This is a genomic window from Clostridium sp. AF35-15 (assembly GCF_003477745.1).
In the GTDB taxonomy this organism is placed as follows: Bacteria; Bacillota; Clostridia; order Lachnospirales; family Lachnospiraceae; genus Otoolea; species Otoolea fessa.
This window is the reverse complement of sequence record NZ_QUDY01000014.1, coordinates 1-17,808: the sequence shown is the minus strand read 5'-3', so window position 1 is coordinate 17,808 and position 17,808 is coordinate 1. Positions and strand designations below refer to the sequence as shown.

Genomic DNA, 17,808 nt, shown 5'->3' with positions numbered 1-17,808 from the left:
CTTTTTTGCATCCCTTTTTTGAAAGGTGTGCGTATATGACTACAGTGAAATCTCTGTCCAGAGAGATGAAATTCTTTCTTCTGGCACTGATTCCGATCTATTTCATTTCAGTGGGGCTGATTATACAGCCGTTTGACTCCATTGTGACTGGTATCTATGAAATCATAAGGGAACCGGATTTCCTGATCACCGATTATATTGCGGTCGGCGGCATGGGAGCCGCGTTTGTCAATGCCGGGATGATGGCGCTTATCAGCATCTACTTTGTCTATAGTCTTGGGATGGAGATGGACGGGCATACGATCACATCCTGCTGTCTGATGTTTGGATTCTCTTTGTTCGGAAAAAATCTGATGAATATCTGGGCGATTTTTCTGGGTGTATTTCTCTATGCAAAATATCATAAAATGCACTTATCCAACTATATTTATGTCGGCATCTACGGAACGAGCCTGTCTCCGATCATCACACAGCTGATGCACGTGGTGGAGCTGCCGCTCTGGCAGCGCTTCTGTGTGACGATTCTGGTGGGAATCTGTATCGGATTCGTGCTTCCACCGCTCGCGACGCATTCCCACTATGCCCATAAGGGATATTCCCTTTATAATGTGGGATTTGCCTCTGGTATCATTGCGACGGTCCTGGTCTCCACGTTTAAGTCCTTTGGAATTGAGACGGAGGCGCGTCTTATCTGGTCCTCCGGCAATGATGCGATGCTTTTAGGGCTGCTATTTGTCCTGTTTGCAGGCATGTCGGTGGTGGCAGTGCTGTGGCGCGGAAAAGATACGCTTTTAGGCTATGAAAAACTCCTTGCGACAACGGGAATCGGCGGTACCGATTACCTGCTGGAATTGGGCGGTGCGGTGACGCTTCTCAACATGGGACTCAATGGTCTGTTTGCGACCTTCTTTGTGCTGGCAGTCGGCGGAAACCTAAATGGACCGACGATCGGCGGAATCTTTACCATCGTTGGATTCAGTGCGACTGGAAAACATTTGCGGAATATTTTCCCGATCATGGCGGGCGTCTGCATTGCGAGTACCGTCCGGGCGTGGGATATCACGAATCCGTCGGCACTTCTGGCGCTGCTCTTTTCCACGACGCTGGCGCCGATCGCCGGAGAGTTTGGAATTTTATGCGGCGTGTTAGCCGGTTTTCTGCACGCGTCGGTGGCGCTCAATGTCGGGATCGTGTATGGGGGCATGAACCTCTATAACAATGGATTTGCGGGCGGTATCGTCGCAATGTTCCTGGTGCCGGTGATCCAGTCGATCCGCGACCGGAGGGCGCGGGCGAAGGGAGATCTGTCGCTGTAAGATTTCCTCTTTTTAATGGAATCTTAACACGAAAGAGGCATAGAGATATTGTATCATTATAAAAACACCACATTTATGATACCTACTAAACATAGAAAGGAATGATACATATTTCAACTTCATTTGCGCTTCTGGTCGTAGCGATTATTATCCTTGTCTGCATCGCGGGAAGCCGTCTTTCGGGGCGGCTGGGGGTGCCGACGTTGTTTATTTTTATTATGCTGGGAATGCTGTTTGGATCGGACGGTATTTTTAAGATTCCATTCGGCAATTTTGCACTGGCGGAACAGGTCTGCTCGGTGGCACTGATTTTTATTATGTTTTACGGCGGGTTCGGCACGCGCTGGAGTGAGGCGAAGCCGGTCGCGGGGCGGTCGATTTTGTTATCCTCGGCGGGTGTAGTGCTGACGGCGTTTTTGACCGGGCTGTTTTGTCATCTGGTGCTTAAGATGGCATTGATGGAAGGAATGCTTCTCGGCGCAGTTCTTGGATCGACCGATGCGGCATCCGTGTTCTCGATCCTGCGTTCGCGCAAGCTGAACCTCAAATACGGCACGGCATCCATGCTGGAGTTAGAGAGCGGAAGCAACGACCCGTTTGCGTACATGATGACGGTGATTCTGCTGTCTGCGATGACGGGGAGTGTGAGCGGCGGTTCGGCGGTTCTGCTTTTGATCCGCCAGCTCGCATTTGGGCTTTTGACCGGCGCGGCGGTCGCGTGGCTGGTGACATGGCTTTTAAAGCGGTATGCCTTTTATGGCGAGGGATTTGACACGATCTTTGTCTTTGCGGCGGCAATCATTTCCTACGCGCTTGCATCCCAGATTGGCGGAAATGGCTACCTAAGCGTGTATCTGACCGGTATTATCCTTGGAAATCAGGAGCTGAAGAACCAGAAAGCGCTGGTTGGCTTCTTTGATGCGTTTACCGGCATGATGCAGATGCTTCTGTTTTTCTTACTGGGACTTCTGGCGTTTCCCTCGCAGATGCCGTCGATCGTGCTTCCGGCGATCGCAATCGCATTGTTTTTAACATTTGTGGCGCGTCCGGCGGCGGTTGGCTTGCTGCTCGCACCGTCGAAACCGCCGATCGGGCAGTATCTGGTTATTTCCTGGGCGGGTCTGCGCGGTGCGGCGTCAATCGTATTTGCGATCATGGCGACGCTCAGTGAGGGATATATGAAATATGATATATTCCACATCGTGTTCTGCGTTGTTTTATTTTCCATCATTTTTCAGGGTTCGCTGCTTCCGAAGGTGGCAGAAAAATGCGACATGATCGACAACTCGACCGATGTCATGCGGACGTTCTCAGACTATACGGGCGATATGCAGATTCAGTTCGTGCAGCTTCCGATCGGGGACAATCATCCGTGGAAAAACCGTAAAATCTGTGAGATTGAGATGCTTCCGGGTATGTTAATCACAGTGATCCGGCGCGGCGCGCAGACGATTGTGCCCAAAGGGCAGACTGTAATTCTGGAAGGGGATACCGTCGTCTTGGGTGCAGAGGGCTTTACGGACAGCCAGGGAATCCTTTTAAAAGAGATTCTGATGACACCCGATCACCGCTGGTGTGGTAAGAAGATCGCGGAGGCGCGCTTCTATAAGAATACGATCATTGTGATGATAAAGCGGGGCAGCCAGATCGTCATTCCAGACGGCGGTACGCAGATACTGGAAGGCGACCGGGTGGTTGTATACTCGCAGAAACTGCCGCAGGTGGAAGGGCGTGTGAAGCACGAAAGCGGACCGTCCGTATCGGCTGCTGTCCACAAATAAGCACGTTTGCGTGAACAGTAACGTGGATTCATCGTTACTGTTCACGGGTAGGCACTTTTGGAACCGAAAGTGCCGTAAGAAAACGTGGTGGCAGCAGGAATTTGCCGTATTTGAATGCGAAGCCACGGCAAATTCCGTTACTGGGCACGCATGCGTGAACAGTAACGATTCATCGCAGGAACATGGAAATTTCAGGCAATACTTGCAGTTTGTTGAATTATAAACTATACTTAAACAACAACGGTTTGCCGGAGGAAAAGAGTATGCAGCAGGGAAATACGAAGGAACGGATTGTAGAGGCTTATATCGAGCTGGAGTCGGAGAGACCGGTCGAGAAGATCACGGTCACGGCGCTGGTCGAGCGGAGCCGGATCACAAGAAAAACATTTTATTATTACTTTAAAGATATATATGATTTGATGGAATACCGGATGGAACGCGAGATGAAGCGCGTCATGGAAGAGACGATGAGCCAGACAGATCCGGAGAAGGCGCTGACACAGCTGTATATGTATATCATGGAAAATCAGAAGCATATCCGGGCATTGTCCGAGTCGGTACAGTTCATGGCCCTGCGCCGTCAGATGGGAGAAAAGGTGTACCAGTATTTTTATAACCATCTGGAACGGATGGGTATGTTTAAGAACCTGACGATGTCGGAGGCGGCGATGGCGGTGCAGATCATCATTTTCTCGGTTATGGGAGTTGCGTTTGATGCGCCGTTTAAGAATGAGGCGGATGTGAAGGAGCGCGTCGCCACGTTCATGAGCGTGATCCGCAAATGCACCGGGTGCGACCCTACGCGGAATCGTTAGGAAATCAGTTTTCCGGCATGTTTGAGAATTATTATCAATTAGAAAATGGAACAAGGAAACGCAGGAGGAATCAGCGGTATTTGGTTGGTTCTTTCTGCGTTTTTGCTGTCATGTACCCGGAAAAAACGGTCAGCGGCAGGAGAATTCGGGTGCCATGAAAAAAAGATGAACATGGATAGATACATTTTGGCGAATTTGTGTACACACCTGTCCGAACTTGGGAGTGGCAAAGTGTATACGAGATGAGTAAAATATAGACTGAGAAAAATTTTTACCAAGAACAAGCATAGATGGAGGAAATTATGAAAAAAAGAGGAAAGATTCTGGCGCTGGCTGCGATTGTAGTTGTTGGCGCTGTCGTTTTGTCCCGATGCGGTCATAAGAATACGGCGGTGGAATATGAATCCCGTCCAACCGTAAGAGTAGAAAATCCGGTTCGTCAGGACATCAGCTTGTACACGGATCTGACCGGACTGGTAGAGCCGCAGTCCCGCGCGAGCGTCATGCCGAAGATGAGCGGCGAGGTGCTGGAGGTTTACTTCCAGGCGGGCGATACGGTCCAGGCAGGGCAGGCGCTGTGCAAGATCGATTCCGACGCGTTGACAGCGTTAAAGCTACAGGTGGATGCGGCTTCCGTTGCCTTAAAGAATGCGGACAGCAATTTAAGCCGTACCCAGGCGCTCTTTGCTGATGGTTTTGTCTCCCAGGAGGCGATGGAGCAGGCACAAAACAGCGCACAGAATGCGAAGATTTCCTATGAATCTGCGAAGAACCAGTACGATCTGCAGGTGAAATACACGACCGTGACGGCGCCGATCGACGGTGTGATCGAGTCCCGGAGCGTCGAGCCGCATGATCATGTATCTCCGGCAGGCGAGATCTGCACGATCTCCGGTGCCAGCCAGTTACAGGTTAAATTCGGCATCACCGAGAAGATCCACCAGACGATGGAGTTGGGCGACAGCGTGACGCTGGAGAAAAATGGTGCGGATTACACCGGTACTGTAACCGAAATCGGATCTATGGTCAACGAGAGCAGCGGCCTTTATGACGCGCGTGCGATGGTGCCGGATGCAGCAGGTCTTACGAATGGTTCTCGCGTAAAAATGACGGTTATCATGGACCATGTCAGCCAGGTGCTGACCGTTCCGGTCGATGCAGTCAGCTATGACAACGGTGCCCCGTTTGTATATCTCTATGAGGATGGAAAAGCGGAGAAGACCGAGATCGAAGCAGGTATCTATGACGATGAAAATATGGAAGTAAAATCGGGTCTGACGAGTGACAGCCAGGTCATCGTGAGCTGGAGCAACGAGCTGGTGGATCAGGGAGAAGTCCTGTTAGCACAGGATACCGATGGCGCGCAGACAGACGGAAACAATGAGACAGCAGCGGAGACGACAGAGGCAGGTGACAAAGAATGATTCGACTGACAAAACTCGCACTGCGGCGTCCGGTTACCATCATTCTCTGTCTGATTACCATCGCGTACTTCGGCCTTCAGTCCGTCATGGGCATGAAGCTGGAACTGACGCCAGAGATGGAGATGCCGATGTTAATCATCGCTACGGTGTATCCGGGAGCCAGCCCGGAGGACGTAACCGATCTGGTTACCAAGAAAGAAGAAGATGCGATCACATCATTGGACTCGGTCGATAAGGTACAGTCCATTTCCCGTGAAAATGTATCGATCGTCATTGTCCAGTATGAGTACGGTACCAACATGGATACCGCATACATTAACCTGAAAAAGGCGATAGATGGCATTCAGAGCGATCTGCCGGACGATGCCAACGATCCGAATATCATGGAGCTGGATATCAACTCGATGGCGACGGTTACGCTGGCAGTCAGCGGCGACGCTGATCAGAACCTTTATACATATGTAGATGACAAAATTGTTCCTGAGTTTGAGAAATTAAGCTCGGTCGGCGAGGTTTCGATTGCCGGCGGTCAGGATAGCTACACCCGCGTGGAACTGATTCCGGAAAAACTGGCACAGTACCACCTGAATATGAATACGGTTGCACAGTTAGTCGGTGCCGCCGATTTCACGATCCCGGCGGGCGATGTCCGGGTTGGAAAACAGGATCTCGACGTCAGTGTCGGCAACGAATTTAAGAGCACGGAAAGTCTGAAAAATGTCGTACTTCCGCTGGCAAACGGTGAGACGATCCATCTTTCTGATATCGCAAATGTCTATGAGGCGCTGGAGGATGCAAGCTCGATCGGACGTTACAATGGCGAAGATGTTATCTCCCTGGGAATCAAAAAACAGCAGAGTTCCACCGCGATCGAGGTTTCCAACCAGGTAACCAAGAAGGTGCAGGAAATTGAACAGCAGTATCCGGGTCTTAAAATCACCGTGGTAGATGATGCCAGTGACACGCTGAAACAGTCTTTAAGCAGCGTAATCCAGACCCTGATCCTGGCGATCATCCTGTCCATGATCATTCTGTTCTTATTCTATGGCGATTTGCGTGCGTCGGTCATCGTAGGTACGTCCATTCCGATCTCCGTTGTATTGGCGATCATTTGTATGGCGGCGATGGGATTCTCAATGAATATTATTTCCCTGACGTCGCTCGTTCTCGGTGTAGGTATGATGGTTGATAACTCGATCAACGTCCTCGACGGATGTTTCCGGGCAAAGGAAAAACTGGATTTCTATGATGCGGCGCTGGAAGGTACGCGCACGATGATCGGCTCGATCACCGGCGGTACGCTGACAACCTGTGTTGTATTTATTCCGCTTCTGATGTTAAATGGTATGTCTGGACAGCTCTTTACACAGCTCGGGTACACGATCATTTTCTGTATGACGGCTTCCTTATTCTCAGCAGTCATCATCGTGCCGCTCTGCTATATGTTCTGGCATCCGGTTGAGAAGGATCATGCGCCGGCAGGACGTATCATCAAAGGCATCCAGGGCTGGTATCGCAAGCATATGCCGCATGTCATCAAGCGCTATGCGCTTGTATTCGGAACGACTGCAGTGCTGGTTGTCCTGTCCATCCTCATGGCGTCCAGACTGAACCTGGAGCTGATGTCTTCGATCGATGAAGGTATCGTCACGATGACGATCAAGACGAAACCGGGTTATTCGGTATCGGCGATCCGTGACACTGTGCTCGATCTGGAAAATATGGTAGAGACAGACGAGGATGTGGATCATTACCTGATGACATATGGAAACAGTGGTGTCAGCATGACTTCCGGAAGTGATGTGACGCTGAATGCCTACTTAAAAGATAAGAGAAAACTTTCCACGGACGAGGTTATCGAGAAGTGGAGATATGCGACACAGAACTACGTTGATGCGACCATTACCTTGGAACAGGGCAGCAGCAGTATGAGCAGCAGCATGAGCAGCGGTGATTCAATTGAGGTGGATCTGCAGAGTACCGATTACGACACCCTAAAGAAGGCAGCGGATGATCTGGTAACGGAGCTTCGCAAGCGCGAGGATGTTATGCAGGTACATTCTTCTGTTGAGAATGCGGCGCCGGTTATCAAGGTAAATGTGGATCCGGTTAAGGCAGAGGCAGAGGGACTGACCCCGGCCAGCATCGGTTCGATGGTATACAGTAATTTAAGCGGTGTGAAAGCGGCGACGATCTCCGTCAACGGCAATGATCAGGACGTGAAGGTAGAATTTGCGCCGGATCGCTACGATTCCATCGCGAAACTGCAGGGCATGATGATCACGACGGCGACGGGTAATACGCTTCCGCTGGAGGATCTGGCAGAGATCTACTACCAGGATAGCCCACAGGAGATTTCACGAAAAGAGAAACAGTACCAGGTATCGATCACGATGCAGGCACAGGCAGATTATAAGAAGACGGCTGAAAAAGATGTCAAGAGCTTCGTGCAGAACTGGGAATTCCCGTACGGCGTTGAGATGGCGACCAATAGCCTGGATGAGTCGATGGGCGAGGAGCTTTCCGCGTTGGGAATGGCGCTTGTCACAGCGATCTTTCTGATTTTCATTGTCATGGCGATCCAGTTTGAGTCCCCGAAATTCTCCCTGATGGTTATGGCAACGATCCCGTTCAGTTTGATCGGTTCCTTTGGATTCCTGTTTCTGGCGGACTGCCCGATCAGTATGAACTCCATGCTTGGTTTCCTGATGCTGGTCGGTACGGTTGTAAACAACGGTATTTTATACGTGGATACGGTGAACCAGCTGCGGATGGAGATGCCGTTAGACGAGGCGCTGGTAGAAGCCGGTGCGATCCGTGTACGCCCAATCTGCATGACGACACTGACGACCATCATTGCGATGATCCCGAACTGTCTGGCATTTGGTAAGGCGGGCAAGATGATGCAGGGCTTAGCGCTTGTAAACGTCGGCGGTCTGGTTGCGGCGACGATCCTGACGCTGGTACTGCTTCCGTCCTTCTACCGGGTGGTTTATAACATGGGAAAAGGCAAAGAAGATGAGTATGATAAGCTGGACTGCGACTAAGGAAAAGCAGGTTAAGCAGTGAATCTGTCAGGCGGCGGACCCGGGGCGGGGAAGCTGCCTGTACGGATAGAAAAAGGGGGAGAAGAAGATGCCGTCGGAACGATTTAAGCGATTGCCGGAGGAAAAACAGAAGAAAATCCGGGACGCGTGTATGGCTGAATATACGCGGACAACGATAGAAAAAGCATCGCTCAACCGTATGATAGAAGATGCCGGGATCTCCCGGGGCAGTTTTTATACGTATTTTGACAGTAAATGGGATGTTTTAGGATATCTGTGTGAGAGCTTTATCAATGAATTTTATGAATGCGGCGAGCGCTGCCTCGAAGCGGCGCAGGGGGACATCTGGGAGATGCTTGACCAGTCCTTAAATGGGTCACTCGCCCTGTGCCGCGACCAGAAACGCGCGGATTTCATCCGCAACATCATGGAGTGCAGCAGTCGGGAGGCGCTGACCTTCGATATATTCAATTATGACCTGGACAGCCCGCGCGCCGTGCGCGGACGCAGGCTGGAGCGCGCCGCTTATGAGGCGTGCGTGGGAAAATCCCTGCGGAAGATGGGCTGGGAGGAATATATGAGCTTTTTTCGCATGGCGATGATGTCGATCGCGATGGAGATCAAGAGCTTTCACGACGGAGTCCCGGAAAACCGTATCCGGGAACGGTTTGTCCGGACGCTCGGCATCCTGAAACGGGGCGCCGGGATAGAATCGGGAGCAGGCGCGTAGAGCGCCGAAAGGAAATGAAGATGAGTAAGATGAAGAAAAACAGGAAGAAACTGTTTGCCATTCTTTTACAGGCGGCGTTAGTCAGCACGGCTATGACGATGCCGGCATATGCGGCTAAAACACCGGGGATCGGCTCAGATGCGCGGATCGGTGACGATGCGACCGGTCCGGTGCTGACGGGCGGCAATACCGAGATGGAGGAGGAGACTTCCCCGTACACCAAAGAGCAGCTTGAGGACGGGACGCTGGAATATGGCGAGATCGCATGGCGAATCGAGGGGTACAACAGCACGTACTTAAACCTGCGTTCCCAGCTCTACAGCCAGACGACCAGCCAGTCGGCGGGAACTGCCCTGGCGGCAGAGGCGAGCGCCCTCATGGAAGATGCGATGGACCTGAAGTCCGACGATATGGATGCGGAGACGAGAGAGCTGTTTGAGGGCTACAAGGCGGCAGCGAGAGAGCTGCGCAAACAGGGGGCAAAGCTTACGAACAAGGAGCTTTCCGGCACCTATGCCCGGACCCTGCGTCAGACAAAGAATAAGTTAGTCAAGGCGGTGCAGAACTTGCTCATCCAGTATGAGGAACTGCTCCCGCAGGTGGAAACAGCGAAAAAGAATGTGGAAATGTGCCAGGTAAATGCGGATGCCGCACAGAAGATGCAGGCGCTCGGCCGTGCTTCCGCGCAGGAGGTCCTGACGGCGCAGAAGGCGCTGCAGCAGGCCAATTCCAGCGCCCAGCAGGCAGAGAATGGGGCACTGCAGCTCAAGCAGAATATTTTGATGCTGCTTGGATTTGACGCGGATGCGCCGGTAACCTTTGCGGATGTGCCGGTTCCGGATGCCACCCGCCTTGCGGCGATGGATCTGGCAGCCGATACACAGGCGGCAGTCAGCGCAAATTATGATTTGATGTCTGTGCGTGCTGCGAAAGCGGAAGGGTCTTCCAACCGCACAGTCAAGAAGCGAAACGTCGCCTATACCGAGGATTCGGTGACGATCACGGTTCAGAACCTCTATGCGGCGGTGGTATCAAAGAAACAGGCGTATGACAGTGCGACGGCTGGATATCAGGCGGCAGCGCAGAGCTACGAGGCGGCAAAGCGCCAGAACGCACTGGGAATGCTCTCAAGAGCCAATTATTTGGGGCTTGAGTGCTCCTGGCTCAGCAGCGTGGCGTCGTATAAGAGCGCGGAACTGGAATATACCAAAGCGGTGGAAAACTACGAGTGGGCTGTGAAAGGTCTGATTGTGACGAATTAATCCGTCAGGAATGGCAGTTTACTTAAGGTGTGAACAGGTTGCTATTCACGGGTAGGCACTTTTGGAACAGAAAGTGCCGTAGGATAACATGGTGGTAACAGAAAGGAAGTAGGAACCGGAAATGAAACATAGAAGAAGGAAAACGGCGCTTCTGAGCGCAGCGGCAGCAGCGGTTCTGGTATTGCAGGGATCATTTGCGGCGCTGGCTGCCAGCCCGCAGTTCGCCTACGATGCGGATACATGGGCGAAGCTTCAGGACAATGTGATGGAATACAGCGAGCTGCCGTATCTGGTACAGGAGTACAACCCGACGTATTTAAACAACCAGACAACCTATCAGGCAGGACGCGATACAAAGAATGCGAAGGAAGTGCAGGATAAGCAGTACAATCAGGCAAATGACCTGTATGACAGCGCGGATAACCTGCGGGATCAGGCAGACCAGATTGAGGATTATCTGGCAGTGCCGGGCATGGCAAGTGCGTATGCCAGCCTGATGTCTGCATCGGCGATGGTCGAGCAGAATGCATTAAAAACGCAGCAGTCGGCCGATGCCTCCTACCGTGACAGCGAGATGGACCGTCTGGACTATATGAATAGCCAGGATGCGGTCGTGGTACAGGTAGAGGCAGCGTTTGCGGCGTATAATCAGGTCAAAAAGACAATTCCGCTGATGGAGAAATCGCTGGAACTGCAGGAACTGACACTGCAGATGACTCAGAAACGCCAGCAGCTCGGTCAGGCGACCCAGATTGATGTGTTAAATGCACAGAAATCGCTGCAGTCGCTTCAATCCACATTGACACAGACGAAAGCGGGGCTTCAGACCCAGCACCAGCAGCTCTGCGTCCAGACCGGCTGGACCTATGACGCGGAACCGGATATCCAGGATCTGCCGCAGGCGGATCTTGGACGGATCGCGGCAATGAACCTGGCGGCGGACACACAGACGGCGCTCGAACAGAACCTGTCCTTACAGTCCAATAAGCGCGGCTATGCCAATATGGCAGAAGGTTCAGCTGATAAGAAAAACATGGACCGCACCATCAAGAACCAGGAGCAGACGATCCGCTCCGGTATGCAGACACTCTACAACGACATCATGCAGAAGCAGACAGCCCTGCAGCTTGCCGATGCGTCCCTGGCAGCAGAGACGCAGACGATGAATGCGATGCAGAAGAAGCTGGAGCTTGGCATGGCGACCCAGCTGGAGTACAAGAGCGAGGAAGTTTCCTTCCTGGAGAAACAGATCGACAAAGAGACAGCTAACATGAACCTGCAGCAGGCGATCGAGACGTATGAGTGGGCGCTGAAAGGTTACATGAAGTAGGGACAGAAGTTAAGTCTCTGGCACTTCCTCTGCGCGGGGGTTAACGTGGCGCTGGAGGAGCTGTGTATATCGAAAATGATATAATAAAATATTTATAAAACAAGAGGCAAAAAGCGGCGTTTTCTTTCGAATCGCCGCTTTTTTTGGGGAAAAAATAGGTGCATATTGTATGGATTTAACAAAAAGTAGCCACAAACTACAGAATACTACCGATTCGGACTGGAAAATACTGGGTTAATAAAAAAATACTTTTGACAATTAACGCAGCATATGAGAGAATAAAAAAGATACTTTCAGTAAGGAGAGAAAATAAGATATGAACAAATCACAACAAAACAAAATCAAGTGGTATATGCTTTCCTTTATGTGTTTCTCCACCCTCTGGGGATTTGGAAACGTTTTAAATGGTTTCGTATACTTCAATGGAACACAGGTTATCTTCTCCTGGATTCTGATGTTCGCACTGTACTTTGTACCGTACGCACTGATGGTCGGAGAGCTTGGTTCCGCATTTAAGAATTCGGGCGGCGGTGTCAGCTCCTGGATTCATGAGACAACCGGCGCGAAGGCTGCATACTACGCAGGTTGGACCTACTGGGCTTGCCATGTCACCTACATCGCATCGAAGGGATCCGGCGGTCTGAAAGCGCTGAGTTGGATGATTTTCCAGAACGCAGAGAAGTATGCGTCCTTTAACACGAAAGCGGTTCAGTTAGTTACCTTTGCGGTACTGCTGTTCTTCTGCTGGGTTGCAAGCCGCGGCTTAAACCCGTTAAAGAAACTGGCTACCCTGGCGGGAACCAGTATGTTTGTCATGAGTATCCTGTACATTCTGCTGATGTTTGCTGCACCGGTCATCAATCCGAACGGTGGTTACCTGTCGGTGGATTTCAGCTTGAAAAACCTGATTCCGCATTTTGATTGGAAGTATTTCAGCAGCTTGTCCATCCTTGTATTTGCAGTCGGCGGCTGTGAGAAGATCTCCCCATATGTAAACAAGGTAGAGGATCCGTCCAAGGGATTCCCGAAGAGTATGATTTTTGCAGCGATCATGGTAATCGTCTGCGCGATCTTCGGTACAATCGCGATGGGTATGATGTTCGATGTATCCTTGGTTGAGGCTAATTTTGACTCTTACAATGCGAATGGACAGTACTGGGCATTCCAGAAACTGGGTGAGTATTACGGCGTTGGAAACCTGATTATGATCATTTATGCAGCCTGCAACGCGATCGGCCAGTTCTCGACGCTGGTAGTCAGCATCGATGCACCGCTTCGTATGCTGCTTGACAACGAGGATGCGCGTCAGTTCATCCCGACCAAGCTCTTAAAGAAAAACAAATTTGGCGCTTACGTCAATGGTATCTGGATGGTAGTCATCCTGTCCGGTTCCATCATTCTGGCTCAGGTTCTGGTTCCGAATGCGGATACGGTTCTGCGCCAGCTGACACAGCTTAATTCGGTTACCATGCCGATGCGTTATCTGTGGGTATTCTTTGCGTACTTCATGCTTCGCAAACATTCAGATAAGTTTGAGCGCGAGTATCGTTTTGTGAAGAACAACGGAGTGGCACTGGGCTTTGGCGCATGGTGCTTTATCCTGACCGCAGCCTGCTGCTTATTAGGTATGTACAAACAGGGTGATCTGTACACAACCATGCTGAATGTCATCACACCAGTCGTTCTGGTAGCACTGGGACTGATTTTACCGGCGATTAAGAAGAGAGAAGGGAAGTCTGCATGATGAATGCTGCGAAGGAATTATTGACTTTTATTGAGAACAGCCCGAGTATGTTTCATTCGATTGAGACGATCAAGGGAATGCTGGATGAGGCAGGTTTTACCTATCTGCCGGAGAGAACTTGCTGGGACGTGAAGCAGGGTGGAACGTATTACACGATCCGCAACCATTCCAGTATCATTGCGTTCCGCGTCGGAAAGGAACTGGGCGATTACCATTTCCAGATGTGCGCCTCCCACAGTGATTCACCGACTTACAAGATCAAGAATGTACCGGAGTTAAATGGTCCGGGCGAGTATCTGCGTCTCGATGTAGAAGCATACGGCGGCATGATCGACAGCACATGGTTTGACCGCCCTCTGACTGTCGCAGGCCGTGTGCTGGTAAAGGACGGTCAGGGCGTGAGCGCGAGACTTCTGTACATCGATAAAGATCTGTTCATCATTCCGAACGTAGCGATTCATTTCAACCGTGAGGTGAACAATGGATACAAATACAACCGTCAGGTTGATTTATGCCCGCTGTTCTCCGCTGGTGAGCTGAAAAAAGGCGCGTTTGACGCGATGATTGCGAAAGAGCTTGGTGTGGCAGCGGAGGATATTTTAGGAAAGGATCTCTTCCTTGTAAACCGCCAGCCGGGTACGATCTGGGGGTATGCGGACGAGTTCATTTCCAGTCCGAAACTGGACGACTTACAGTGCGCTTACGTTTCCCTGAAAGCATTCCTGGAGGCGAAGAATGAGCGCGATGTCAGCGTATACTGCTGCTTCGACAATGAGGAAGTTGGTTCCAATACGAAGCAGGGAGCGATGTCCACCTTCTTACAGGATGTCCTGCACCGCATCAACGGCGCACTTGGCAAGACACCGGAGGACTATTATCAGGCAGTTGCCGGTTCTTTCCTCGTAAGCTGCGACAACGCACACGCCGTTCACCCGAACCACGGGGAGAAGACGGATGCAGTCAACTGCTCCTGGATGAACAAAGGTATCGTCATCAAGGAGAGCGCGAACCAGAAATACACCACGGACGCATTCAGCCGTGCGGTATTTACGAATGTCTGCAATGAGGCAGGTGTTCCGGTTCAGGTGTTTGCAAACCGCAGTGACAGCGCAGGCGGTTCCACACTGGGCAATCTGTCCAATACACAGGTCAGCGTCCATGCGGTAGATATCGGTCTTCCGCAGCTTGGTATGCACTCCTGCTACGAGACAGCCGGTGTGAAGGATGTGGAGTATGCAATCAGTGCTCTGACCAAATTCTATCAGACCAATCTTCAGATTGAAGGCGCTGAGAGCGCAATGTTTGAATAGTTTTAGGATTGCGAAAGTGCGAAGCACATAGCAATCCGGTATCAAAATATAGTAAAAGCTCCGGAATCACAAAACTCCGGGGCTTTTACTATATTTTTATATCTAAATGACGACAGACTTGAATTCAGACTATAGTCGGTATAATGACGATTTATTACTTTATAAAATAATATGATTTTATTTTGTTTGATTTGCGTGATAAAATCAAGAAAAGAAACGTAATTTCGTGAGTAAGTATGAAAATGAAAGGAGAAAAGGATCGAATATTTGGATTAAATTGAAAAAAAGTAAGTTTAAAAAGGAGGACATATGTTAAAGCTAGGAATTATTCAATTATCTATCCAGGAAGGAAATATCGAAAAAAACTGTGCTCATATAGAAGAACTTGTTAGAAACCATTCTTCTGACGACATAGATCTTCTTTGCTTTCCGGAACTTTGTATCAGCGGATACAATTTTGAAAAGGCCATAATTTCAGATAGGGAAGCACTTTTTTTCTCAGAGCTTGCCAGTAAATATAAGATAGCAATCATGGCCGGAATTAATAAAAAAGAGGGAAACCAGCATTATGATGTTGCCTGTATTTGGGATGGAACAGGAACACTTTTGGGAGAGTACAAAAAAATTCATTTATGGGATAAGGAAAATGATTTTTTTGCGAAAGGAGAAGAGCTGGTTACGGTTTCGTTTAAAGGCTGGACAATTGGATTGTTAATTTGTGCAGATTTTGGATTCTCAGAATTGGCAAAATCTTTAGCATTAAAAAAGAACGCAGATGTGATTATGTATCCGAGCGCGTGGAATCCGGGTTGGGATTACCTGTTTTCCGGATGCAGCAGTATAAGAGCAGCAGAAAACCAGGTTTATACGGTTGGATTAAACAGGGCATCCGGGGACGTGGAGTATTGTGGTAATACAACTGTTTCGAATCCGGATGGAACAACGCTTGCCAGATTATGCACATCAGAAGAATCCTACACACGTGTTGTGCTCAAAAAGGAATGTTTGGAGAAAGCGAAAGAAACCATCCCGTGGAGATTAATGAGACGTGAAGAAGTTTATAACAAAATATAGGAAGGAGATTGTATGGGAAAAGAATTAGAAAAAGAAAAAACGGTGATTATAGATGATCCGATGACCCCGGTACCGCTAAATCAACGGCAGCATTGGACAGCACCGGCATTTATTTTCGGAGGCCTTGAATTCAGTGTTACCTTGTTGATGATAGGTTCTACATTAATAGGCGCATTTGGCTTAAAAGGAATCATACCGGTTGTACTGTTCACTTTCATATGCTTAACATGGGTAGGAAATGCTATCAGTGGATATATGGGAGCCAAAACAGGTCTTTCCTCTTCCGTAATTGCAAAACAAGGATTTGGCGACAAACAGGCAAAATTTATTATCGCGCTAGTTATCGGTGTTATCAGTATGGGCTGGTGGGCCGTTCAGACATCGGTAACAGGCAATGCGTTTTGTGCAGTTTTGGGAATTGACTATACAGTTAATCGAACTGCCTGGATGATTACCACCATTGTCGCAGGAATATTGTTCGCAATTCCTTCTGTTATTGGATATTCATCTATGAAATGGACGGATTATTTTGCGGTTCCTGGTGGAATTCTTCTGTGCATTGTTGGTATTTACCTGGCATTAAAGAACATTGGATGGTCGAACATTATTAGTTACAAAGGAAGCGGTGAGATTTCATTTGCTGCCGGTGTGACGATGATACTTGGCATGAATGTATCGCAGTTTGTTATTTCTGCTGATTATACAAGATATGCAAAACCGTGTTGGAAGGATAATATTTTAATACCGATTGGAATTGTTGCAATTGGTATTCCGCTTCTTTTTATTGGTGCCATCATGGGAGCAGGAAATGGAACTGCAGATATTGTTGCAGTTATGGAAAACTTAGGATTTCCTATCTGGGGATTTATTGTTCTTTGGCTTGCTGCCTGGACCAGTCAGCTTGTAAATAACTATACAATGGGACTTTCTTTCTCCAATATGCTGAATATAAAAACAAATAAAGGAAGAGCGATTGTAACGGCCGCAGGTACATTTTTATCACTTCTTCTTTGTTTTACGGGTATTCTGGAAAATTTACAGAAACTGCTTAGTCTGGCTGCTCTTCTTTATCCGGCCATTGCAGGGGTTATGTTTGTTGATTTCTTCCTCAGAAAGGGAGTGTGGGAAGATAAGCAGGGATGGAATTTTATGGCTACAATTGCAATGATTGTGGGAATTGCAGTTGGCTATATTACAACCTATGTTGTAGTAATTGGAATTCCGCCGGCACAATCTCTGATTATAACCGGTATTACCTATTATGTAATAATGAAGGTGAAGGCAAAGGTAGCACCTGATAAATTTACAGAGGGAATTAATTAAGTTAAGATATGCAATAGAAGTATGAAAAGCTTATACATAAGTGTCGACAGCCGCTTCGCGATCAATAAGATTGCGGAGCGGCTGTTTTGCCATAGGAAACCTCGTTCTATGTGCCATGGCACATTTCTTCTTATAAATTCAGATCTCCCAGACTGGCAAGATAATGTTTGCATATATCCAGGAATTCCCTGTTTTTTTCAGCGAAAAAGCTGTTCTTCATCCATACATAGTTAATGAAGGTTTTGCTTTTAAAATCGTTAATAAAAATTTGGCTCATAACACCGCGATCCAGTTTTTTCTGTACGACAAACTTGTATACAAATGAGAGACCAACATTTTCAATGACAAGATTATGAACGGTATTGATGGTTCCGACTTCTACAAAAGAGGCGAAATTATGTATGTCCTGATTGTAACCGTGAAGAATAGAACGCAGATTGAGATAGGATTTTGAACCTTCTTCTCTGAAAATCAACCGATAGGGATGTAATTCTTTAAAATCTACGGTTTTTCCGGCCAGCGGATGAGTGGGAGCGCAGATGCAGATGATTTCAGACTCGAATAATTCGTGGCATTCATATTCTTCCGGCGGACAGTAAGTATCCACAATACAAGCCTGGATTCTTCCGTTTGCTAATTGAACTAACAAGTC

13 protein-coding genes are annotated in these 17,808 nt (G+C 49.0%); 12 read left to right on the top strand and 1 reads right to left on the bottom strand.

All coding sequences use genetic code 11. The features are described from left to right. Positions 1 to 35: 35 nt before the first annotated feature. From DWZ76_RS13325 to DWZ76_RS13270, 12 genes are all read left to right on the top strand, one after another. Positions 36 to 1,316 carry a DUF1576 domain-containing protein gene (locus DWZ76_RS13325; protein WP_107001742.1) on the top strand — a complete coding sequence of 427 codons (1,281 nt, stop codon included), beginning with the start codon at positions 36 to 38 and terminating at the stop codon, positions 1,314 to 1,316. 101 nt (positions 1,317 to 1,417) lie between these two features. Beyond that, positions 1,418 to 3,097, top strand: a complete 1,680-nt coding sequence (locus DWZ76_RS13320) for a potassium/proton antiporter (RefSeq protein WP_117796614.1) — start codon at positions 1,418 to 1,420, stop codon at positions 3,095 to 3,097. Positions 3,098 to 3,360: 263 nt separating this feature from the next. Beyond that, positions 3,361 to 3,912: a TetR/AcrR family transcriptional regulator gene (locus DWZ76_RS13315; RefSeq protein ID WP_182431334.1), complete on the top strand. Its 552-nt coding sequence runs from the start codon at positions 3,361 to 3,363 to the stop codon at positions 3,910 to 3,912. Between the two features lie 302 nt (positions 3,913 to 4,214). Continuing rightward, entirely contained in the window at positions 4,215 to 5,336 is a 1,122-nt protein-coding gene (locus DWZ76_RS13310; protein WP_227589701.1) for an efflux RND transporter periplasmic adaptor subunit, read from the top strand. Then, positions 5,333 to 8,383 carry an efflux RND transporter permease subunit gene (locus DWZ76_RS13305; RefSeq protein ID WP_118472967.1) on the top strand — a complete coding sequence of 1,017 codons (3,051 nt, stop codon included), beginning with the start codon at positions 5,333 to 5,335 and terminating at the stop codon, positions 8,381 to 8,383. Before DWZ76_RS13310 ends, DWZ76_RS13305 begins: the two co-directional genes overlap by 4 nt. 88 nt (positions 8,384 to 8,471) lie before the next feature. Continuing rightward, a complete protein-coding gene (locus DWZ76_RS13300) occupies positions 8,472 to 9,113 on the top strand; it encodes a TetR family transcriptional regulator (protein WP_118472966.1) in 642 nt (213 codons plus the stop codon). 20 nt (positions 9,114 to 9,133) lie between these two features. Then, a complete protein-coding gene (locus tag DWZ76_RS13295; protein WP_182431333.1) occupies positions 9,134 to 10,375 on the top strand; it encodes a TolC family protein in 1,242 nt (413 codons plus the stop codon). Positions 10,376 to 10,496: 121 nt separating this feature from the next. Continuing rightward, the gene (locus tag DWZ76_RS13290; RefSeq protein ID WP_117796619.1) at positions 10,497 to 11,705 is read left to right on the top strand and encodes a TolC family protein; all 1,209 of its coding nucleotides are present in this window, start codon (positions 10,497 to 10,499) and stop codon (positions 11,703 to 11,705) included. 316 nt (positions 11,706 to 12,021) lie between these two features. Beyond that, the gene (locus DWZ76_RS13285; protein ID WP_107001735.1) at positions 12,022 to 13,449 is read left to right on the top strand and encodes an amino acid permease; all 1,428 of its coding nucleotides are present in this window, start codon (positions 12,022 to 12,024) and stop codon (positions 13,447 to 13,449) included. Beyond that, positions 13,446 to 14,759, top strand: a complete 1,314-nt coding sequence (locus tag DWZ76_RS13280) for a M18 family aminopeptidase (RefSeq protein ID WP_333549123.1) — start codon at positions 13,446 to 13,448, stop codon at positions 14,757 to 14,759. The genes DWZ76_RS13285 and DWZ76_RS13280 overlap by 4 nt, the downstream gene beginning before the upstream one ends. A gap of 309 nt (positions 14,760 to 15,068) precedes the next feature. Further along, the gene (locus tag DWZ76_RS13275) at positions 15,069 to 15,833 is read left to right on the top strand and encodes a carbon-nitrogen hydrolase family protein (RefSeq protein WP_118472964.1); all 765 of its coding nucleotides are present in this window, start codon (positions 15,069 to 15,071) and stop codon (positions 15,831 to 15,833) included. A 12-nt stretch (positions 15,834 to 15,845) separates the two neighbouring features. Beyond that, the gene (locus tag DWZ76_RS13270) at positions 15,846 to 17,156 is read left to right on the top strand and encodes a cytosine permease (RefSeq protein ID WP_118472963.1); all 1,311 of its coding nucleotides are present in this window, start codon (positions 15,846 to 15,848) and stop codon (positions 17,154 to 17,156) included. A 130-nt stretch (positions 17,157 to 17,286) separates the two neighbouring features. Here the strand turns inward: DWZ76_RS13270 and DWZ76_RS13265 are convergent. Next, positions 17,287 to 17,808, bottom strand: a 522-nt coding sequence (locus DWZ76_RS13265; protein ID WP_147353114.1) for a LysR family transcriptional regulator substrate-binding protein, incomplete at its 5' end; no start/stop codon positions are given.